At 53.1% G+C, this 22,606-nt stretch carries 15 protein-coding genes and 1 pseudogene; 2 read left to right on the forward strand and 14 right to left on the reverse strand.

What is annotated here, in order from left to right; translation table 11 throughout:
* The 11 genes and pseudogenes from VE954_RS17505 to VE954_RS17555 form a co-directional block, all read right to left on the reverse strand.
* Positions 1 to 642, reverse strand: a pseudogene (locus VE954_RS17505) (endonuclease/exonuclease/phosphatase family protein); the annotation flags it as partial.
* Positions 639 to 2,756: a VTT domain-containing protein gene (locus tag VE954_RS17510; protein ID WP_324955069.1), complete on the reverse strand. Its 2,118-nt coding sequence runs from the start codon at positions 2,754 to 2,756 to the stop codon at positions 639 to 641. The pseudogene VE954_RS17505 and the gene VE954_RS17510, both read right to left, overlap by 4 nt.
* A gap of 246 nt (positions 2,757 to 3,002) precedes the next feature.
* Entirely contained in the window at positions 3,003 to 6,077 is a 3,075-nt protein-coding gene (locus tag VE954_RS17515; protein ID WP_324955072.1) for an efflux RND transporter permease subunit, read from the reverse strand.
* 103 nt (positions 6,078 to 6,180) lie between these two features.
* A complete protein-coding gene (locus tag VE954_RS17520) occupies positions 6,181 to 7,863 on the reverse strand; it encodes a hypothetical protein (protein WP_324955074.1) in 1,683 nt (560 codons plus the stop codon).
* A 36-nt stretch (positions 7,864 to 7,899) separates the two neighbouring features.
* Positions 7,900 to 8,253, reverse strand: coding sequence for an Hpt domain-containing protein (locus VE954_RS17525; RefSeq protein WP_324955076.1), 354 nt, complete (start codon positions 8,251 to 8,253; stop codon positions 7,900 to 7,902).
* A gap of 155 nt (positions 8,254 to 8,408) precedes the next feature.
* On the reverse strand, positions 8,409 to 9,671 hold the full coding sequence (locus VE954_RS17530; protein ID WP_324955077.1) for a DUF1186 domain-containing protein: 1,263 nt from the start codon (positions 9,669 to 9,671) through the stop codon (positions 8,409 to 8,411).
* Positions 9,672 to 9,937: 266 nt separating this feature from the next.
* On the reverse strand, positions 9,938 to 13,099 hold the full coding sequence (locus VE954_RS17535; RefSeq protein WP_324955079.1) for an efflux RND transporter permease subunit: 3,162 nt from the start codon (positions 13,097 to 13,099) through the stop codon (positions 9,938 to 9,940).
* A 28-nt stretch (positions 13,100 to 13,127) separates the two neighbouring features.
* Positions 13,128 to 14,114, reverse strand: coding sequence for an efflux RND transporter periplasmic adaptor subunit (locus tag VE954_RS17540; RefSeq protein WP_324955081.1), 987 nt, complete (start codon positions 14,112 to 14,114; stop codon positions 13,128 to 13,130).
* A 22-nt stretch (positions 14,115 to 14,136) separates the two neighbouring features.
* Entirely contained in the window at positions 14,137 to 15,474 is a 1,338-nt protein-coding gene (locus VE954_RS17545; RefSeq protein ID WP_324955083.1) for a TolC family protein, read from the reverse strand.
* 51 nt (positions 15,475 to 15,525) lie between these two features.
* Complete coding sequence (locus VE954_RS17550) at positions 15,526 to 16,128, reverse strand: TetR/AcrR family transcriptional regulator (protein WP_324955085.1); 603 nt, start codon at positions 16,126 to 16,128, stop codon at positions 15,526 to 15,528.
* A gap of 144 nt (positions 16,129 to 16,272) precedes the next feature.
* On the reverse strand, positions 16,273 to 17,328 hold the full coding sequence (locus VE954_RS17555) for a hypothetical protein (RefSeq protein ID WP_324955087.1): 1,056 nt from the start codon (positions 17,326 to 17,328) through the stop codon (positions 16,273 to 16,275).
* A gap of 69 nt (positions 17,329 to 17,397) precedes the next feature.
* Here VE954_RS17555 and VE954_RS17560 point away from each other — a divergent pair, with 69 nt between their 5' ends.
* The gene (locus VE954_RS17560) at positions 17,398 to 18,408 is read left to right on the forward strand and encodes a cyclic nucleotide-binding domain-containing protein (RefSeq protein WP_324955089.1); all 1,011 of its coding nucleotides are present in this window, start codon (positions 17,398 to 17,400) and stop codon (positions 18,406 to 18,408) included.
* A 78-nt stretch (positions 18,409 to 18,486) separates the two neighbouring features.
* On the opposite strand, the gene VE954_RS17565 is transcribed toward VE954_RS17560, so the two are convergent.
* Entirely contained in the window at positions 18,487 to 18,738 is a 252-nt protein-coding gene (locus VE954_RS17565) for a hypothetical protein (RefSeq protein WP_324955091.1), read from the reverse strand.
* A gap of 282 nt (positions 18,739 to 19,020) precedes the next feature.
* On the opposite strand from VE954_RS17565, the gene VE954_RS17570 reads away from it, so the two are divergent.
* A complete protein-coding gene (locus VE954_RS17570; protein WP_324955092.1) occupies positions 19,021 to 19,575 on the forward strand; it encodes an RICIN domain-containing protein in 555 nt (184 codons plus the stop codon).
* 146 nt (positions 19,576 to 19,721) lie between these two features.
* Here VE954_RS17570 and VE954_RS17575 read toward each other — a convergent pair whose 3' ends face one another.
* Together VE954_RS17575 and VE954_RS17580 are read right to left on the reverse strand one after the other, a co-directional pair.
* A complete protein-coding gene (locus VE954_RS17575) occupies positions 19,722 to 20,318 on the reverse strand; it encodes a DNA-3-methyladenine glycosylase I (RefSeq protein WP_324955094.1) in 597 nt (198 codons plus the stop codon).
* A gap of 70 nt (positions 20,319 to 20,388) precedes the next feature.
* Positions 20,389 to 22,569 (reverse strand): S46 family peptidase, encoded by a 2,181-nt coding sequence (locus VE954_RS17580; protein WP_324955096.1) that lies wholly within the window; start codon positions 22,567 to 22,569, stop codon positions 20,389 to 20,391.
* Between the last annotated feature and the right edge of the window lie 37 nt (positions 22,570 to 22,606).

A 22,606-nucleotide genomic window follows, 5' to 3' on the forward strand; every position in this document is an offset into this window, starting at 1 on the left:
GCCTCGCGCATAAATGCGGTCGAGGCAGAACATGGGCAGAATCGCGGGAAATGTCCTCTGATGTCGGCCGAGAGTCGACTTGAAGATTTCGGCCAGCCCAAGTTCACGCAGAAAGAAGCGACTGAGCTTGCAGGGCCAATCGTTGAAATCGCCGGCCACGATCAGAGGCCTTTCCCGAGGCACGTGCTCATGAATGTATTCGGCCAGCTCGCGCGCATGCTCCAGCCGCTCCCGATGAGTCAAACCAAAATGGGTGCAGATGAGAGCCAGTTGTCCGCCATCGTCCATCTGGACGTCCGCATGTAAAATCGCTCGGGGCTGATTCTTGCTCGACTCCAGCAGGGTCTGGTTGCGCCACTTTAAAATGGGAAAGCAGCTCAGTAGCCCATTGCCTTGAATTCCAGTCGCGAACTTGACGGTTGGGCCGCAGATGCGGTGTTCGAGCTCTTCCTGCAAATGATCCAGAAACGAGAGGATGACGGCATCCTCCGGAATCCAAAGTTCCTGGAGCATCACGATATCGCACTGCTCGCGCAGGATTGTCTGAATCAGGCGTTCCTCGATCGCTCGTTTGCGAAAGGCGCTTAAACCCAGGTGCAGGTTATAACTGAGGATCTTGATAGGCTCCGACCTTATATTCATGACCGTCCATAGTGCGAAAATCGTCGCAAAGACCACTGGGCCAACAGCAGGGCAAACACGACCAGAGCCACCAGAAGAACGACCGACACCACCGCTGGTTTTTCCAAAACGCTGAACAAACTTTTTTGAAACACGACGAGCAAGAGCAAACCTGGCGTCATTCCCACAAGAGTTGCCCCGAGAAAACGCAGGAACGGCACATGCCCCACCCCGGCCGTTAAATTGATCAGGGAATTGGGAGCGACGGGAACGATACGAAGCGCCACCAGTGTTAAAAAGTGTCCATTGCCCACCCGCCTTAGGATATTACGAACCTTGCCTCCAAAGAAACGTCGAAAAAAGTAACGCCCCGCGGCATGGCCCACGACATACGAAGTGCTGACATTGGCGACCACGCCCAGCACGATATGCGCCACAGCCTGGTCCAGGGGCAGGATCGCGGCCGTGGCCAGTATCATGATATTGATTGGAACAAAGAACAGGCCCCCAATGGCAAACGTCAAGGGGATTAGGCCGTGACGCAGCCAGGAACCCTCCTCCGTGCCACGGAAAAAAGCCAGCAGACGATAATAGTCGATGGGCGATTTGCGTGAAATCATATAAAGACCGAACAGGAACAGTCCCAGCAGCACAAAGCCAAGGGCAAACATCACTTTCGGTGACGAAAGCCCAAGTCGACGCGACAGGATTTGCATCAGCTGGCTCCATCGATCCATACCCTCCTCCAGCACGCTGGGCTTTTCGGCATCCACCAGTTCAGAATCCAGCAGCATGGGCCCCGTGGAATGAATGGAAAATGCATGGAGAAAGCGGTTGGTCGACGTGCTGTTCAGCACCTCGATAGCCTCCTTCAGAGAACCTCCCCGTTCCAAAAGCCTTTCAATCTCGGTGGCCTTGGCCTCGGTGTGATGGGACAGCAGATGAGCGGTAAAACCGTAACAGGGTTTCTGCAGCTGAAGAGTGGCATTCACTTCCGAGTCAAAGCCCATCGAGCGGTTATTTAAATTTGCCGATCCGACCGAGATAACATGTGAGTCCACCACCATCACTTTGCTATGAACGGTAATATAGCGTTTGGTCTTCTCCAGTTCCCGATGGGCAGGAAAAAAGACCTGCAGCCGTCCATGGGTATCGGACTGCTTGAGAGTATAAAGAGCCTGAGCCTGCATCAGGCCCATGGTTTTTTGCTCCAGCCAACCGCCAGCCAGCTCGGGCAGGATGATCACCACCTCGGGGCCCACTGTTTTTTGTAAGACGCGGGAAAGGATTTCAACGATATGCCGCGAGGTCAAATATTGATTTTCGAGGACCACATGATGCTGCGCCGCCTCCAGGCAGTCCTGATAAAGCTGAGCGATTTCAAAGGAGGGTGTATTGTTGCGGAACGACGGCACGGTCTGCGATAAGGCCATTGAAACGTCTTCAAACGCATAAATGCCAGGCAGCATACGAGGTTTGAAATCCCGTTCGTTGGATTTCAGGACCAGCTCCCCACCCGTGGCGCGCTTCCAGCGTTCACAAAAAAGGTCCGCCATGCGCCGGGCTAGCGAGCCGTTAAAACCGATCTGCATATCATGATAGGGTCCATAAGACTGACCTTGAGGATCCACGCGCAGGGGGTGTTTGGCCAAATGTTCACAGGTATCCCAACGACGGATGGTCAGATCCAGACCGCCGAGGAAGGCGAAACTTTGATCCACCACGACAAACTTTTGGTGCTGGGAAGCCCCAACAGGATGCGCGGCATCCATTTTAAAATGCATGCGGGCGTGGCTGAACCAGCCAAAGCGTAGGGCCTGCAGCTTCTCGCGTTCCAGCAGATAGATGGGCGCATAATCCCAGCAGAGCAGATAGATGTGTAGATCCGGCTTGCTTTTCAGCAGATCCATCAGAAAATGGCTTAGGCTCCACCGCCGTGGAACCCACGTCCCTTCCCAATCAGGAGCCAGGTTGGTTTCGCTATGAATATCCCAGCCGGTAATAAAAATTTCATGGGTGGCGTTGGAACATGCTTCAATAAAGGCTTTGAAGTAATTAGCGGCGTCCCAATAGATCCAGGCATTCTGTCCTGTTGCCCAACTGAAGGCATTGGCCTTCGTCCACAGTTCTTTCATGGACAACCTCCCGCTCTGATACTCGCCTATCTGGGGTCATGGGGGAAGACGGGGTTAATCATGTAGAAGTCTTTACGGGTGTATTAAATAGGTGAAAGCCAAAGCCGGGGCGGCTTGAACCATCAAAACAGTCATCACGCCGAGTCGAGCCCATAGTCCCATTCAAACCTCCGAATCGTTGTCTCTATCGCAACTTAAGATCCATGAGAGTAACGGGGTCGATCGCTGCAGGCAACACTGAAATGATTACGCGGAAACTGTCGCCTCCTCGTGACGTTTCTTGCTTTCAAGTTTCGATAGCAGCAAATAAATTGCGGGCACAACGAACAAAGTCAGGATCGTCGACACAATGGTCCCGCCAATGATGGCCAGACCCATAGGCAAGCGGGCTTCGGAGCCCATGCCACCACCCAGGACCAGAGGTGTGGCGGCCGCGACTGTGGCGACCGAGGTCATGACAATAGGTCGCAAACGAACCGGTGACGCTTCGAGCAAGGCGTCAAACACCGAAATATTTTTTTCCCGCCGCACATGGTTGGCAAATTCCACGAGCAGAATACTGTTCTTTTTCGCAATCCCCATCAGCACGATCAAACCGATGAAGGAAAAGAGGTTCAGCGATTGATCCGTGAGCCACAGGGCAATCAAAGCTCCCGTGACACTGAACGGCAGAGCCATCAAAACCGAAATCGGATGGATGAAGGAATCAAACTGCACCGCGAGAATTAAATAAGCGACCAGAATACCGATCAGCAGAGCTCCATAAAGGCTCGCAAAAGCCTCATTGAACCCGGCCGAAGCGCCTTCCAGGGCAAAGATATATCCAGGCGGCAGCACGCCCTTGGCCAGCTCTTCCGCGCGCTGGAGGACCCGAGCCTGGGATTGCCCCGGCCCCAGGTTGCCGTAGACTGAAATCGCCCGCATCCGATTCACGCGGCTGATGGACTGCGACGCCTGACCTTCTTCAATCTTCACCAGCTCACGCAAAGGAATCAGGTTACCCGCGATGTTACGCACATAGAGTCTTTTGATATCTTCGGCCGAGTTCACCATGTCGTCTGGTAATTTGAATCGCACGTCATAGCGTTTACCTTCCGCTGTGTAGCGGCCGGAACGCAGACCGCCGATCGCAGCGCTGAGCACCTGGCCCACGGCATCCACCGACACGCCCCGCTCGGCCATGGCCTGACGGTTGGGTTCAATGCGAAGTTCAGGAATACCCGCACGATAATCGGTATCCAGGTCAACCCCGAGCTTTTCCTCTTCCAGCTTGTCAATCAGCTCCTGAGCCTTGGCACCGAGAACAGCCAGATCCGGCCCACGCAGACTCAAACCAATGGGATTCTGCCGTCCCGAGCTCAGGTTGCGCGAGGAAATATCCCGCATGCTCACGCGTATGCCTTTGACTTCACGAAATTTCGCCCGCATGTCGGCCATAATCTGGGTATGCGTCTTCTCTCTTTTTTCCTTGGGAATCAGACGCGTCGGCAGCGTCACCTGGTTGATCTGTGAGCTGGGGCCACCGGCGCCGACGGAAACCACATAGCCTTCCACTTCGGGAATTTGATCGAGCACAGCTTCCAGCTGCTTCGACAGTTGATCTGTATGTTCCAGCGACGAGCCCGGGGGAGCCTGGCCACTGACCAGTATGATGTCCTGATCCTGGGGAGGGATGAATTCCTGCCGGATTTTTTTCACCAGCCCCAGCGACAGCACAAAGCCCACCATGGAAATGAGGATCACCACATAGCGCCAGCGCAGAGTGAATCTCAAAACCGACTGATAGGAGTGGCCCAGGCGTTCGAAAATATCATCCATAAATTTTTCAAATCGGCCGATCTTGGGCTCATTTCGTAAGAACGCCGCGGCTCGCATCGGGGTGATCGTGACCGCTTCCAAAAGGGAAATCAAAACTGCAGCGGAAATGGTCACACCGAATTGAAAGAAAAATTTACCGATCACGCCTTCCATAAACACGACCGGCAAAAAGATCGCAACCATGGCCAGTGTTGCAGCCGACGCGGCAGGCAGGACTTCTCGCGCGCCTTCCGCAGCAGCGCGGACCGATCCCTTGCCCATGCGATAATGTCGAATAATGTTTTCGAGCAGCATGATGGCATCGTCCACCACGATGGAAATGGACAGGGTTAAAGCCAAAAGCGTAAAGAGGTTCAGTGTAAAGCCTGAGAAGAATAAAACAATAAACGTTCCCACGATGGACGTCGGAATGGAAAAAAGAATATTAAGTGCGGCCTGGTAGCTGCCGAGGAACAGAAAGCACACGAGAATCGTGATGAGACCGGCCACCCAGAGTTTTTCGATCGTCAGTTCCACGGTAGCTTGTGTGGACTTGGTGAAGTCGACGTTCACGCGATAGCCAATGCCCTCGGGGAAATCCTTGGACAGTTCCTTCATTCGGTCTTGAATGGCTTTGGACACATCCACTTCGTTGGTTCCACGCTGCTTGCTGATCCGCAGACTGACCGTCGGTTGCCCTTCATAACGGGCAATCCGCCGAATATCCGACAGACCATCTTCCACCGTGGCCACATCCTTGATTTTGATATTCGAACCGTGAATGATCTGACCGCCACGGCGCAGAATGAGAATATCGCCGACCTCTTCCACCGCCGAGGCTTCTCCCAGCCAACGCACCCGTAACTCACGATCGCCTGATGAAAATTGACCCGCGGCACTTTCCAAATGCTGGGAACGCAAAGCATCGACGACATCGCTGACCGTCAGCTGATAGGCCGCAAGCTTTTGCGGATTGAACCAGACGCGGAGATTGCGTTCACTGAAGCCGCCGATGTCGATCGCACCCACACCGGGCAAAAATCGCAGCTGATCCAAAAGATAGTTATTGGTCCAATTGAGAATGTCTCGAAAATCCTGCTTCCCATAGATGGAAACTATGAGGATCGGATCCTCTTCCGGGTTGGATTTACGAATCACAGCAGGATCCGCACCTGTCGGCATGCGGAACTGACTGATAGCCGACTGCACCTCCTGCAGGGCTACATCAATGTTCCGATCGATATCAAATTCCAGAGTGATGCGGCCTATGCCCTGACTGGCATTCGATCGCATTTCCTTGATCCCTTCGATGGTCAGCAGTCGTTCTTCAAGAGGTGAGAGAAGATCAGCCTCCACCACTTCAGGGGCCGCGCCTTCGTAGTTCACAGAAATATTCAGGATTGGGAAATCCACATCCGGCATCTGGCTGATGCCCATGCGATTCAGGCATATGGCACCGAACGTAATAAGAGCAAACATCAGGACCCAGGCAAACACCGGCCTTCGTATCGACATTTCAATCATAAGAATCCCTCGACAGTCACGAGCAACTGTTTTCGAGATTAGGATTTCACGGGAAAATACGCAAGACTACAATCGTCGCATAAGTGCACAATCTATCGCAAAATCAAGCCATTTCCGTGACGGGCTCTTCCTCGACGTCACCAGGCAGATGAACCTTATCGATGCGGCGAATGCCTTCCTTATCCACAATCAGCTGGTAGTAATGGTAGTAAACATCCTTGACCGTTTCATCATCGCCACTCACACGAATGATGAGATCTATATGATAAACCTTGGGCAACATGTGCAGACCAGCTTCCCATTTGCTATTGGGCAGGAGGTGCTCCGCAAAAGGCGCATCCAAGGGACTCAAAAAGGCTCCCACATTGAGGCGATAAAAGGTATAAATGGCGCGAATTTTTCGCTTCAAAACGCGGGTACGCTCACCGCGCAGATCGAGGATCTTCTGATAGCGAATGACCGTACAGGCTTCATTTTCGAGGCTTGTGATACTTTCTGCTTCCAGGAGGGCGGTAATATCATCCGGCAGCTTTGTGCTGTCTTTAAAGCTGACCTTCTCTTCCTGGTTACCGACATGAATGGTTTCACCTTCAGCGGCATTTCCATCATAGACAATCTTGCAGCTGTTATCCGGCAGATTGCCAAAAATTCCACCCTTGAACATACCGCTGGCCACATCCTTGATACGATCACGGATGATATAGGCCACGATCAGAGCCGTACCAAGCAGAAAGGTCGAAAGACCGATGGACTGTACACTGAGCTGCGATCGACCGCTTTGCAAACGCAGCACGACATCCGCGATCACGGCCCAGGCACCGGCCAGACCCGCAGCGACAACGGCCGACGTCTGCTGCTGGATAAAAAACAAGGGCTTGGTGCGCGTATCCAGATAAAGCGCGGACCAGATGCGGCGCTTCAGCAAACCGCGGCGATAGAAATACTGCTCCAGCTCCATGCTGGGACTGCGCGAATCAACCCAGATGTATTTTTCGCGTTTCGAATACATGCGCATCATCCGCAGGATGGCCCGCAGACGCTGACGCCAACGGTCCCGGAGGTCTGGCCAAAGCCCATGGCGCTGCAAGATAAGGTCGAGCTCGAGCACCACGTCCTTGATATTCATGATCAGATATTCATCAATCGAATGAATTTCGTTCTGCAGCGCCGGGACCCGGGTAACCACCTCATGCGAAACTTTCCGCCACTCGCTATAGATATTAAAGACCTTGACCAGGCTATCCTGGAAGGCGCGCTCCGCCTCCTCCAAGAGTCGTAGCGACTCATCCGGCATCTCGCTGGAACTCAGTTCATTCAGGATGCCGTGCATGCGCTTCACTTTGCGCTTCAGAAACGTAAAGAATGAGCAGGCAAAAATGCGCGCTTCATCCTCAATAAAGGACTGCCTTTGCGAATTGAAGGGGCGTTCCTCATCACTGATTTCAGCCAGGATTTTCTTCAGGGGCGACCGATCCGGATCATCGGTCAGGCCCATCATTTCCTTGTAGCTCAGTTTAGGAATTCGAAAATTGAAAAAGGATTTCATATCGCGATAGAAGTTTTCCACGCGATACGTGCTTTTGTTGACCTTCATCTGCGGCGGAAAAACAAAGTACGACTCGACCTTGTAGCGCTTGGGATAGATGACGTCATCGCCCTGCTTGACCATCAAACGATGTTCAAACGAAGCTTCCATTTGCAAAGGTTCCACGATACGGATATCGGTTTTGACCAGCCGTTTAATGGAGAGTTTAGGATGTTCAGGTTCAGCTTCAATCGGCAGCATAGAAATATGACGTCCTCAATACGCTAGGGGCCGGCATTAAGCCGAGTGACGATACTGGGTGTGGTTGAGCTCCGTAACAAGGTCGCGAATCGCAAGATCCAGGTCCTGCCAAACCTTGTCCGCACCGGACAGTTGTTCGGCTGCACCCATCGTTTCCAACTGGAAAGCCAGGGCTACCGCACCGGCTGCTGCCAATTCAAGCAGCGAGCCTTTCAAATGATGAGCTGTGGTCTTGACCGCCTTGGCATCATTTTTATCGATAGCCTCCCTTATCGCGTCCAGATTCTCACGCGTGGAGGTAATGAACATGCTGATGACCTGACTCATGATCTCTGCGTCACCGCTCACAGCCTCGAGCAGCGGTTGCAGATCAAAGGATTTGGAATTCATCAGCGATTTCCTTAGTTTTATTTCCGTATCGCTGGTATCGGCAGATGCTCCATCATCTAAAGCAGCCCGAGCTTGAGAAAATCATAAGAATGCGGAGTTTTTCCAGGCACCCGGCTTGACAAGCGGCATTGCGTTTTCAGCACAAGGCGCTGAACTCAACTCCGCTGCGGCTTGTGGGTGTATTGCAGGGGCGGTGTTCCGCGGCGTTCAATAACAGGGATAAAACGCGTGGCTTCGGCCGCTTCATCATCAATGGGAAGGATGGCTTCCACCTGGACCGTGAACTTGCGTTCTTCACTCCAATCAAACACGTAGGCAAACTCCTGGCCTGTTTTGAATTGAAAATGACTCAGCTGAATCAGAGTTTCCTCGCCGCCATCGGCGGGCGCTTCATAAGGTTCCTCGGAACCTAGGAAACGGTTATCCAAAAAAAAGGAATAGCAGTGATCGGCATCCCAATGCAGGGCTTCCTGAATGGCCAGGTGCAGGTCATGCAGGTCGTGAATATCGAGCAATTCAATGGAACAGGAAAAATCGCTGATCGCGAAGGGTCGCACACGGAAACGCAAGGTGCGCGTGGCCACCGTTTGATCCTCTTCATCGCTCAGGTCTTCGATATCATGTCGCCTCACGTCCGCAGCGATGGATTCGATCATATCGAAGACCACCATATCCCGCAGTTCCGCCACCGGATCGCGGACCGGTTGAAATTCCGGACAGGCGAAGAGATTGGCCCTGACGGTGGAACCGTCCGGCTGATCTTTGGACTTCAGCATCTGGATCAGATCCTGCCCATAGCTTTCCTTGATGCGGGGCGCCAGTTCCTGGATTTCCGCATATCGCCGTTCATCGGCCACATAAAATGAAGTCAGAAGACAGGTTCGCCAGAATTCATAGTCATCGGTCCGGAACTTATGCCACTGGTCATATAAAAAATCACTGAGATCTTCAAAATCCAAAAGGTCCTGGGTGTAATGCAAAAGGAGAGCATCGATGCAGTTTTCCCGCAGCTCCAAAACATTGCGCTGGTCCTGGGCGATATTCATCAGATCCTCGGGCTCACTGACAGCGGCCAGAATGCGACTGGCACTTTCGATCGCTTCCTCTTCGACCAGATCGTAATAACCTGGATCATCCATCTGCATCAAAGCCACGATTGTCGGTAAAGCTTTGCGTTCTCCCAACGAGGCCAACAGAAACAAACAGGCGGTGGTCTTCAAAGGATTGCCAAGCTGCGTCGCGTGACCTGGACGCTCCAGGACCGTTTCGAGCCAGCGCATCAGATGCGGTGTCATGCGATGAGAAGCCGCGGTTGCCTTGAGCAGGCTTTGCCGGAAGTGCTGTTTATTCTCCCGATGCGACAGCCCATCCAGGACATACTGAAGATCATCGCGGCTCAAGAAGATCAGATCACCCATACGTTTGAAGTCCCTTTACAATGGAGCAATCCCGACGATTCCTCAGCGTTCAACCTCTTCATAGTGTTGAGAAAGACCCCGTCATGTCAAGCTGTTAATACCTTGAAAACGGCCAAGGGTGCGCCATTGCCGGCAGGATCTGGTAATTCTGTCATACTCTAACGCATGTGTTGCGAAAAGGCGTCGCGTGGCAAGTGAAGTGGACCTTGTACAAAAGGCCCCGGGCTGCGCAAGGGCAGCCGAACGGGGCCTATTTTTGAAAGGGCTTAGACTTCAGGTGGAGGGGTTTTATTCGCCGTGTTTTTCACCCAACGGATGGGTGCAAAACTGCCGCCGCCTTTGGCATTCTTTCGCTCGCGTCGGTGCACCCAGCGTTCCTTCATTTCTTCAACCAGGCTGAAAGCACAAGGAACCACAACCAGAGTCAGGACGGTCGACAGCAAGAGACCACCGATCACCGCCACGCCCATGGGGGAGCGGGCTTCACCACCCTCACCATGGCCAAAAGCGATGGGCAGCATACCGCCACCTGCGGCAAAAGTGGTCATCAGGATAGGACGCAAGCGGATGGGACCCGCTTCGAGCAACGCAGCGTTCACCGACAGACCATCACGCATACGCTGCATGGTAAAGTCGATCAGAAGAATACCGTTCTTGGTGACAAGACCCATGAGCAGGATGATACCGATCATCGTGTAAACCGACATGACTTGACCCGTGATCAGCAGCGAACCAAAGGCACCCGTGAGCGACAGAGGCAATGAAGCCATGATCACCAGTGGTGCCAGGTAACTCTCATACTGAGCGCAGAGAATCATGAAAACCAGCAGGATGGCGATCGCCAGAGCGCGAAGCATGTTTGTAATGGCGTCTGCCATGACTTCGGCCTCACCCGCCAGACTTACTGACACTTCCGCCGGCATATTTTGAGCAGCAAAGGCCTGGATATTGCCGATCGCGCCGCGCAAGTCCTTGCCCGTGAAACCGGAAAACACCGTGATCTGGCGCTGACTGTTGAAACGTTCAATGGCCGAAGGGGCTGAGGCGGCCTGGATCTGTGCTATCGATCCCAGCGTCACCAACTGACCCTTGCGGTTCATCAAGCTGATACCACCCAAATCCGCAGCACTGATGCGGTCCTGATCTGAAATGCGCAGGCGCACATCGACAGTTTTGCCGTTGGATTCAATCTCACCGACCTTATCACCCTCGTACAGGGCGCGCAGAACGCCCCCGATCTGGGCGGCTGAAACCTGAAGATCCGCGGCGCGGCCCTGATCAATCACCACACGGAATTCCTGGGCCACTTTCGGTTTGGTGCTGTTGGTATCCACCGCACCTGGAATATTCGTCTTGATATGCTCCTTCACCTGATCCGTGAAGGTCACCAGTTGCTCCCAGTTGTCGGATCGGAACACCATCTGGATAGGTTCGGTACGACCACCACCGCCACCCCCCGCTTCGGTGACGGTAAATTCCGTACCATTGGCGTTATAGGTGGGACCGAGGTCATCACGGATGCGTTGAATCAGTTGCGCCTGTGAAAAACTACGGTCCCCCTTGGGAATCAGGAGCACATCGAATTTGGCTTTATTGGGCTTCTTATCACCCGTAGCCGCCAGCGCCGCAATCACCATATTCACGCCCGGATAGGTCTGAACCCGATCCACGATGTCAAAGGCCACCTTCCGGGTGGCATCAAGACTGGCGCCCTCAGGCAAGGTCAGGTTGATATTGAACTGACTTTTATCTTCTTTAGGAAAGAAGGAAACCGGAACGAACATGACGAGCAGAACAATACCAAAGATAAACACGCCGAAACCACCGAGCAGAGTCAGGGCGCGGTGATTCATACAGGTCTGAAGAATGCTTCGATAGGTATTGTCCAGCCATGTCAGCGAGTTTTCCACAGCATACCAGGCCCGCAGAGCCTTGGGGTTATGGGGCTTGTGATCACCCGGCTTCAAAAGTCGGGCCGACAGCATAGGCGCAATGGTAAACGCACAGAAGAGCGACACCAAAACCGCAAACGCGACGGTCAAACCGAACTGATAGAAGAAACGACCAATGATACCTTCCATGAAAGCCACGGGTACGAACACCGCACAGATCGTCAGAGTCGTGGCAAATACCGCGAGACCGATTTCCGAGGTGGCATCCTTCGCCGCCTGGGGACCGTTTTTGCCCATCGCCAAATGTCGGTGAATGTTTTCGATCACAATAATGGCGTCATCGATCAGGATCCCGATAGCCAATGACAAACCCAGAGTGGTCATCATGTTCAGGGTGAAACCCATCGACTGAATGAACGCAAACGTCGCGATAACCGATGTCGGGAGGGCCACAGCAGAAATCAGCGTGATCCAGAAATCGCGCAGGAAGACAAAGACGATCAGAGTTGCCAGCAAGGCACCCAGCACAAGGTCAAGCTTCACGGCATCAATCGAACCCTTGATATAGGTCGAGTTATCCGACACGATGTCGATCTTGACCGAAGGCGGCAACTGCTGTTTCAATTTATCGATGTTCTTGCGCAGATCGTCGGCGATCTGCGTGGTGTTGCCACCCGACTGCTTGGACGCGGATAAAAGAATAGTCGGCGTCTTGCCGATGTAAGCGGCCGTTTCCTCTTCCGCGATCGTATCCTGAACCGTGGCCAGGTCGCCAACGCGCAGGCTGCGGCCATTCAACTGCACAGGCAGGTTGGCAATCTCTGCGGCGTCCCGTGCCTTGCCCTTGACGCGGATACTCCAGGTATTTTCGCTGGTCTTGAGTTTACCCGATGGAATATCCACGCTCTGGGTTTGCACGGCCGTCATCAGATCCTGGGGCGTCAGGCCCATGCTCGACAGTTTTTCCCGATCGACCAGGATATGAATTTCCCGCTCCCGAATACCGGCTGTATCGATACGGGCCACACCGTTAACGCGTTCGAGCGCCGGCTGAATCGTATCGGCCGCATAACGGGACAGCTCCCCATAATTCATCGTCTCCGAGGAAACGGATATGTTCAGGATCGGGGCACCGCCGACATCAAACTTTTGAATGATAGGCGTTTCCGCCTCATCCGGCAGCTGCGAGAGCACGGCAAAGATTTTGTCACGCACTTCCTGAGCGGCAAGGTCGCCTTTCTTGTCGAGCTTGAACTTCAAAACAAGCTGGGCAATGTTGGGATAGGCCGTGGACTGGAGCGTGTCCAATCCGGAAATACCGTTGACAGCTTTTTCCAGCGGATCGAGAACGCGCTGTTCGATGGTTTCAGGGTCGGCGCCTGGGTAGACGACCGTCGCCGAAACCACAGGGAAGTCAACGTCCGGATATTGGTCAATCGCGAGTCGTGGCAGCGCGAAAAGACCAAACACCACCAGCACAAGGTTGAGCATGGTGGCAAACACCGGACGCTTAATGGAAACGTCTGAAAGTATCATGGTCGCACCCGTTCCTCAGGTATGAGTGTTAAAGCAATTGAGCTTCGGCATACAATCCCGGCACCACGCGTTGATCCTGGTCAGGAGCTTTCGCGATCACCCGGAATGTGCGGCTGGCCTGTTCCACCACGGGAACGAGGCGAATCACTTCCAACTCACCGGAAAAACCAGTGGCCGGAATGGTAACTTTGATTTTGTCGCCAACTTTGATGCGACCCGCCATGCGTTCCGGAACCTGGAAATTCATTTCCACATCCGAAGTGCTGTACAGTTCAAAGACGGCATCGCCTGGGTTCACTTTTTCGCCGACATTGCGCAGCTGCTTGGTCACGATGCAATCGTACGGCGCCACCAGCTTGGTGTCCTGCATGGCCTGATTCGCCTGAGTCAGTTTCAAGTCTGCCATTTGCAAATCAAGCCGTGCTTTATCATAACCGGCTTTCAATTTATCGAACATCGATTCGGTTGAAACATTGGCTTTTTTAAGTTCCTCTTCCCGTTGGAATTCGCTTTGCGCGTTGGTCAGAGCCACGCGAGCCATTTCCTTTTGCGAACGGGCCATATCGAGCGACAGGCGATAGTCACGGGTATCCAGGACGGCCAGGACATCACCCTTTTTGCAGGTCATGCCAGCCTTGTATTTCAGTTCCTGTATAAAGCCAGACACGCGGAATGAAAGCTGCGATTTGGTTTGCGACGCCACTTCTCCGGAAAGACGTGTGTTCACACTTCCCTCCTGGCCTGCCGGTGTGCCTGCTGTGGAGGCCGGTGCTGAATTCGCAGCGGGGGTCGTGGCTGGGGCCGTCGTGGCTGCTGCCGGAGCAGGATTGACCGCAGTCTGAGCCCCGGTTGCCGCATCAGTCGCAGCCGGCTGTGTCGCAGCAGGTTGAGTCTCAACCGGCTGCAACGCAGCCGGTTGAGCGGGCGGAGGCGTGGCCGGCAAATCCACTTTGCTTTTTGTACAGCCGAGGAGCAACAAACCGCTTGTCCAAAGAATAACCTGATTCCGTTTCATAATCTTATCTCCTTAACCGCTCTCACGACGCGGTTTGTGCCTGTGGAATGTCTTTGCCCATGGAACGCTGCAGACGGAAATGCCAAAGCAGATACTGCGTTTCTGCTGATACCCTGCCGCCCTGCGCTGTGGTCATGGCGCTCTCGGAAAAAATCAAATCGGTGGCGGAAATCTGCCCGTTTTTGAAACGGGTCTGATCGATTCGATAGGCTTCTTCAGCCTGGGCCACGCCCGTCTGGGCGAATTTTAACGTCTGCTTGGCCGCTTGAAAATTCTGCCAGGCCTGGATCACATCAAGTTTGACTCCGTCTTTCGCACTGTCGCGCGTGGCTTCCGCCTTGGTCTTATTGGCGATGGCTTCCCGTACCGCAAACACGCTGGAGCCATTGCTCCAGATATCCCACTGCAGACTGATGCCGTAATAAGAAGTCTCTTTCTCCGCACCCAGTCCTGCCACTTCACCAAAGTTACGATCCCATTTCTTAAAGAGATTCACGCTGGGAATGAACTGAGCATAGGCCAAATCCTTATTATAGTCTGCAAGCTCGGTGGCAAGCTCGGCTCTTTTCGCTTCCGGGCGATGGGCCAGCGCCTGCTCGATACCTTTTTGTATGTCGACCGTCTCTTCTTCCAGCTTGGGCAGATTTTTTTCCAAAAGCAGCTCGTCTTCATCCTTGGCCTGAATGAGCTGACGCAACATGGCGAAAGCCACCTGTTTGGTCGTTCGCGCCTGAGCGGCCCGCGTTTCCGCCTGTGATAAAGCCAACTGAAATTTTAACACATCACCCTGGCTCAACCTTCCCACACGTTGAATAGCCTGAGCGTCTTCGTACTGGCGTTTGGCGGCATTCAAGGAGGCTCCGGAAATTTCTTCCTGCTCCTGGGCCTGGTAGGCATTTAAAAAGGCTTCGGCAGCCTGGAATGCGATGTCACGTTTAGCCTGACGCAGGGTTTCAAAGCTCAAATCCTGCTGCATGTTGCTGAAGCGACCGTATTGGACCGCAGCATACAAGCCGGTGATCGGCTGGGCGATGGTCAAACTTCCGGTCTTGGTCACATCATCCCGTATCACCAGAGTCGTTTCACCGAAAGGGACCGTCTGCTCTTTTTCAAAATGCGCTTCGTTATATTCGGCTGACACCCGAGGGCCGATGTTGGTCCAGGCGCTGCGCTTGCGTTCCGTGGCGGCATCCATTTCAGCCTGGGCCTGGTCCACCGAGGGATTGCTGGTGACTGCACGCGTCACTGAATCTTGTAAAGTTAAGGTTTTCTGATTGGCCGCTTCCTGAGCCCAGGCTGTCGGCCCTGTGATGCTGAGAGCCCCCAACATCATCAAGCTTGTTAACTTGGATCGTACCATCGTTGCCGTCCTTCAACAAAAATTGTAACCGTATCTTAACCTGTCGTAGGTTTAGCTTGTTCTTTTTTTCAGACCAACCAGATAAAGCTCAATGAGAGCTTTGACTTTGTTCTCCACGGATAGCTCGCGTCCCTGAAAACTCCAGGGTTTCTCCAGACAATCCATCGCCACAAAAATGGCCATGGCCGACACTTCCGAATCACTGGTTTCGAATTCACCGGCAGCCACCCCATCGTCGATAATCTGTTTCAAAAGGGCAATCTGCTGGCAACCAAACTTATCCCGCAATCTGAGAACGCCAGGTGCGCAGCTGCCCTCATTCATCACTTCGGCTGTCAGTCCGTTGTTACGAATCAAGTCGTACATAAAGCGGAAACGCGTATTGATATACTGTTCGAGCTTGCTGGTAAAAGTGTGGACATCGGCAATTTCTTTTCGCAGTTGTTCCGTAAAGATCTCGCCAAGTTTTTGCACCACAGCTTCATAAATTTCTTCCTTGCTACGGAAGTACAGGTAGACCGTCCCTTTGCCCAGCCCAGCTGACTTGGCTATCTCCTCAATGGAGGTTTTCTTCAGGCCATAGCGACTGAACAGGGTCTGGGCAGCCTCCATGATCCTGTTTTCTTTGTCGTTTTTTTCGTTTTCGTATGTCATGGAAACCTCAGTGGGTTCTGACTCGTTGACCACTATCGATTTCTAGTCATTATCAAGGAATCCTATCGGATGGAAGCTCAATATCTTGAACTCAGCCAAAACGCATTGATAGTGTGGGGAATTGAGGACGTTTTTAGGTTTTGATCAGCCTTGACCGTGGACGCAGCGCGCGGTCACAAGGCCCCAGCCGCTGCTTTTAAGGAATTTCTTCTCAGAAGTGTAGATAATGGATCGTTGATCTGGCAGAAATGCCACTGCTTCCTGCTGGGCTAGTTGTGGCAAACGAATCTTGCGCTCAAAGGGCAACCATCCTTCGCGCTCGGAATGGACATGATCGGCCTGTCCCGTGCGCTCAAAGATTCCCTGCCAGTTGATCAGGAGGAGTCTCTTGCCGTCCGCACTCCAGGCCGCATCCGTAATCATATCGTAAAGAAAAAATCCAACCGCTTCTGCAACCTGTTCACCATCATTCTTGCGCCAGGCTTTGGCCGGCAGGCGGAAGACAAGGCTGCGTTTCGGTTCCTTGCTGAATAAGAACATGTCGCCGGTCTGGGGATGCACGGCCAGGGCTTCCACATCCAATCGATCCTGTTTGGGAAACTGAAATTCCATTTCAGCGGAATGCAAGGCATTGGTGAACAGCGTGCTCTCATCGATGGCATGAATGCGTTTTTTACTGCGGACATGAAAATTATCGCCGGTGTCAGCCACAAACAGGCAATGGCCTCCCCAGGGGCAGGGCCCTTGGCTCAGCGCTTCCGGATCGGTGGTCGTGTCCGCATAACGAATGGAATGCAGGAGGCGTCCCTTCAGATCGGTGACCAGAATCACAGGATCATTGCCGGAATCGACCACATGATAGAGGACGTTTTTATAAAGACGTGAGCTGACGATTCCACTCATTTCGTGAAGCTCAGGTCCAGGTTGGATTGGTGGCCAATCGGTTTGCCAACGTTCACAGACGGCACCAGCAGCTGGTTCCTCGCCCCAGCGTTCCGGTTCGGTAACCTGGCCGTAGGCATCGGTCTCATGCGAGGGGAGCAGCGCCCAACGATAGGCCACACCATAGCCTAATCCCACAAGGCTCGTGACGATGATCAATCCGGACAGCAGCTGCATGACCTTCATCGGCGTCCTCAGTTTCAGGTGCGGGGTGTAGCCCATAAAGAAATGATTGACCTCCAGGCAAATCTTGACCATGGCTCCGTTGCAAGTTTACTCTGAATACACAAAAGTTTCGAGTCCTGCTCAGGGTAAACACGAGGCTGTATGACTAAAATTGAAAAAACCTTCCCCGCGGGTGCTGTTATTTTTCATGAAGGCGACCCCGGCGGTGATATCTATATCATTAAGTCGGGAGAAGTCAAAGTCTACCAGGTACGCGGAGGCAGCGAAATCCTCCTCGCCCAGCTAGGTCAGGGCGAACTCCTTGGAGCCATGACCGCAACCACCGGCACGCCGCGGACAGCTTCCGTCAAAGCCCTGACCGAGACAGTCGTTACGATGATTGGCAGCAAGGATATGGAAAAGTTGCTGAAGGACATTCCACCCTGGGCCAATATCTTGATCAAGGATTTGATCTTTCGTCTGAAATTCATGAATGAAATTTATATCCAGTCTGTAAGCGCCGAACTCGGCAACCGCGGGCATCAGGACCTGCTCAGGACGGCGACCCGCCTGGCCAAGGGCATTTTGGCTAACGCCCGTGTGCAGGAAAAGGAAATTGACGGCGCGACTGTGGTGGACCTTCATTCCAGTTTTTCGCCGCTGCTCGATATTTTTTTGGCCGAGAAGGATATGTTTCTCAAAATCTACAATCTCTTTCTGGAATATCGGCTTCTCGAACTCAAGGAGCTCAGGCAGGTTGGAAAATTTTTGTCCAAAGAGGAGCTGCTGGGTTTGCAAACCTTCTATGATATGGCCCATCAGCATTTGGGTGTCATACCTCAGCAGAAGAAGGCACCACCGGCCTTGGCTGTCGGTGAGCGCAAGGCTCTGCTTGCGTTGGCGACATGGGCCAGGGCCGAGCCGCTGGATCAAAGCGGGCGCATGGTTATGACCCTGGCCGAGTGCGAAAATCGTTTGGCGCAAAGCTTAAGCCGCCAGCATATCATCCATGTTCTGCAGCGAGCGAGCGCCTGGAATTTGATTCATTTGGATAAAGCTGATGTGCGGATTTCGTTCCGCCCGGATACCATACGTCATGTGATTGCCAGCATGAACCTGATCCATGCGTTGGAAAGCGAGTCATCACCATTGCATCAAGCTTCAATTCCCTAGTGTGGAGTGCTGTCAGGTGGGTGGACAGTCGGGGGAATTCCGTCGCCCCCTTGAGGTGCAAGCCCCAAGGGGGTTCTTTCACAACAAGCGATCCAAATAGACCCATTCACGGCAATTCACCATGTTGGCCGCAACGCGGCTATCATCACCATTCTCTTCCATCGAGTGAACTGCAAAATTTTCCGGATCATCCCCACGCATGCGCAGACGCATATTGCGGGGAATCACCAACGTGACACCAAGATTCACAATCTCATGCTGCAGGACATCCATCGCCTTGCGCAATTCGAGCGGATGTCTTTTCAAGGGCATGCGCGCACCTTTTAACATGGAAATTCCTTTCTGTTAGAGGTCGGTTGATTGTTGCCTATGAAATAACACCTAGCATACAGCCGTCCACTTGAGCTTCACAAGGCCCCCTCTCAAACTTTCCTGAAACATACAAAACGATAGGGAAATATGAGGTCGCATGCCTTGGCAAACTCAGGATGTCGCGGGATTGTCGCATCATTTGCGACATGATCACAAAACCCCAGGTAATTGATCAACAGCCCTTTTCGTGATATCGTCCGCGCGTGAATTGTTCAGTATCACTCACTCAAGGAGACCTTCATGAAAATTATTATGAGTCTTATCTGCATGCTCGGCTTGTATCAGTCAGCTTCGGCTTTCACCCTGCGAAGTGCTTACAAATCGAATCTTTGTATGGACGTGAACAACGGAGATCCCAGCAGCTGGCGCGCGGGCACCAACGTCGAAGTTTGGCCCTGCAACGGCCAGCAGAATCAACAGTTTAATTTGAAACCGCTGAGTACGGGTGGCAACGACAGAATCTATACATTCCAGGCCCTGGGTAAATGCCTCGATGTCGACATGGGATTCCTGGAAGACTGGACCAATCAATCCAATATTCAGGTTTTTAGCTGCAACGGCGGCATCAATCAGCAGTTCCGTCTGGAACCAAAGTCGGGCGGCTGGTTCACGCTGCGTTCGGTCATGAACGGCAAATGCCTGGACATTGACTTGAATACCGCCAACGGCTGGCGCTACGAACATAATGTGCAGCTCTGGAACTGTTCGGGTGAATCCAATCAGCTTTGGCGTTTCGATGCCTTGGACACCAACGATGATGATAACGATGACATCATCATTCTTCCTACCAACTAAGGCCGCGCTCAGGCTGAGGCCGCGCTCAGGCTGAGGCCGCGCTCAGACTGAGGCCGCGCTCAGGCTGAGGCCGCGCTCAGACTGAGGCCGCGCTCAGACTGAGGCCGCGCTCAGACTGAGGCCGCGCTCAGGCTGAGGCCTCAGCCTCAGACTGAGTGCACACTTTCAGCTTCGGCATGACGCGCGGGAGATTTATAACACTCTTCGATGTGATCATTGACCAGCCCACAGGCCTGCATGAAGGCATAGCAAATCGTTGAACCCACGAATTTAAACCCGCGCTTTTTCAAATCCTTGCTCATGGCATCCGATTCCGGTGTTGAAGCCGGCACGTCGCGCATGGAAAGCCGGGGCTTCACCAGGGGCTTGCCACCGACAAAACTCCAGATATAGGCATCAAAGCTGCCAAATTCCTTCTGCACGGCAAGAAAAGCCTTGGCATTGATCACTGTGCTTTCGATCTTCAGGCGGTTGCGCACGATGCCTTCGTTGTCCATGAGTCGGTCCCGTTTCGCCTGATTGAAACGGCTGACCTTGACGGGATCAAATCCAGCGAAGGCCTTGCGATAATTTTCACGCTTGCGCAGAATCGTAATCCACGACAGACCCGCCTGGGCCCCTTCCAGGATCAAGAACTCAAAGAGCTTCTGATCATCATGCACCGGAATACCCCATTCATTATCATGATACGCGACATACAAGGGATCTTCGCCAGCCCAGGTGCAGCGTTTCCTATCCATCATACCTTTCCACTCCCAAACAAAATAAAAAGGCGGCCCCCTGCACGGAAGCCGCCTTCGCCTTGGATAACAATCAGTGCGTGGAACTCTTAGCGTATTTCACGCCCATTTCATCCAGAATGCGATTGGCTTTGGAGTACTGATCCAGAACCCACAGCATGTACCGCACATCCACGTGAATCGAACGGGTAAAGGCCGGGTCAAAGGCCCAATCCGAAATCACGCCGTCGATCGTGCCGTCGAAGACCAGACCGGTGAGTTCAGCTTTATCGTTCAAAGTTGCCGAACCCGAGTTGCCGCCGGTGATGTCCAAATCAGCCAGGAAGTTGACAGGAACGGTCTTCAAGGATTCCAACTGATAGTTGGCATAACGCTTGTCCTTGATCAGATCCATCTGCTTGGCTGGAACATTGAAGGGTTCTTTGCCGGTATTTTTTGCAGCGATTTCTTCCAACTTGGTGAACGAGGGGAGCTCAACGCCCGCGCGATTCTTGTAGCCTTGGACGGTCCCATAGGTGATGCGCAGGGTGGAGTTGGCGTCAGGATAGAGAACCTCGCCTTTTTTGGTTTTGTAAGCGGCCAGGTTTTGCATGTACTGCGAACGCACCTGCTGGAAGCGACCCGCGCGATCCTTGCCTTCATTTTCCAGTTTGATGCCTTCATCGTAAGTGGCCACAGCCAACTGGATAAAGGGATCTTTCGATGCTTCAAAGACCTTGCGATCGGCGTTCATCAGATCCAGACGCTGCTTTTCGTCCGCCAGGATCGACTTCGCGTAATAATCCGCCAGGGCTTTGCTCTGAGCGGCCTTATCCATATTCACGATGGTTTGAAGAGCCTTGGGCAGGCGTTTTTTGAATTCTGGTTTGGCCGTACGCACATCGTTAAGGCCCAGTTCCCACAAAGCCTGATCCACTTTAGCATCGAACCGGCGGGTCATGGCCTGCAGGTTCTGTTTCATCATGGTCAGGTCGCGATCCTGGTAACCGGCTTCACGCTGCTCATCGGGCTTGGACTTTTCACGGGACAGACGATAAAGACGCGCAGCGGTTTTCAAGAGGTCCGTATCCGTGGCTTTGCGGAGCACAGTGGCAAAGCGATCCGCAGCCTGATCTTCGGCCAACAGCTTATTCATGTCGCTGACGTTGGCCAGTGCTTTCTTGTTCTTTTCAGCTTTGAAATGATCAAGCAGAGCTTTTTCTTCGGCCTGCTTTTGCTTCAGAAGGCCCATGGCTTCGTAGCCTTTTTGTTTGCCTTCGATATTCTTGCTGGTGTTGCTCATGCCCGCCAGCGTTGCTGCGTACTTGATGCCAAGCTCAGGATCCTTGGCTTTGAAGTCCTGGACCAAAGCGATGCGACGGTCGAGGTATTCCTTGACCTGAGGACTGGTTTCTTCAAACGAAAATTCAACTTCGCTGGCCAGACGATGGCGATTGGTACGGCCTGGATATCCGGCGACCATCACGAACGAACCTTCGCTGACACCCTTGGTATCAACTTTCAGATAACCTTTGGGCTTATAAGGAACGTTGTCCTTGCTGAACTCGGCTGGAGCTCCCTTCTTATCCACATACGCGCGATAGAAGGAAAAATCACCGGTGTGGCGTGGCCACATCCAGTTATCGATATCGCCACCGAATTTACCGATCGCCGAAGGAGGAGCCTGCACGAGGCGGACGTCCTTGATTTCCAGCTGGCGGGTCAGACGGTAGGTACTTTCGCCTAAAAAGGAGTCGATCCGGCAGCGATAGCCCGGAGTTTTTTCACAGCCATTGATCAGGTCTTTACGACGCTTTTCAATCGCTTCATAACGCTTGAGGCCCGTGGTTTTATCGAGACCTTGCAAAAGGTCCTGGGTCACGTCCTGAATACTCTCCGTCACGAAGACTCGTGTGCCAGGCGCCGCCGGCAGTTCGTCCGTCAGGGCGTTGGCGTAAAATCCATTATCGAGGAGGTTCCGTTCGGCGGTCGAATTAAACTGGATGGAACCATAGGCGCAATGATGATTGGTCACGACCAGACCAAGATCGGAAACAAACGAGGCGCTGCAGCCACCCAGGCTGACGATGGCGTTCATCGGAAACGCCGTTAAATCCTTCAGGTTTTCAGGCTTGATCGCCAACCCTTTGGCTTTCAAATCTTTTTCTATGAGCGGCAACTGTTCAGGCTGCCACATACCTTCCACGGCATAAGCGCCTGAACCTGTCAGTCCACCGAGGGCCAGTGCCAGCAGGGGGTTCCGAAGCTTTTTCACGAACGACTCCTCTTTCTTCAAAAGAATTTGCCCTAAC

Origin of the sequence: Oligoflexus sp., from assembly GCF_035638955.1 — a bacterium.
Taxonomy (GTDB): domain Bacteria; phylum Bdellovibrionota_B; class Oligoflexia; order Oligoflexales; family Oligoflexaceae; genus Oligoflexus.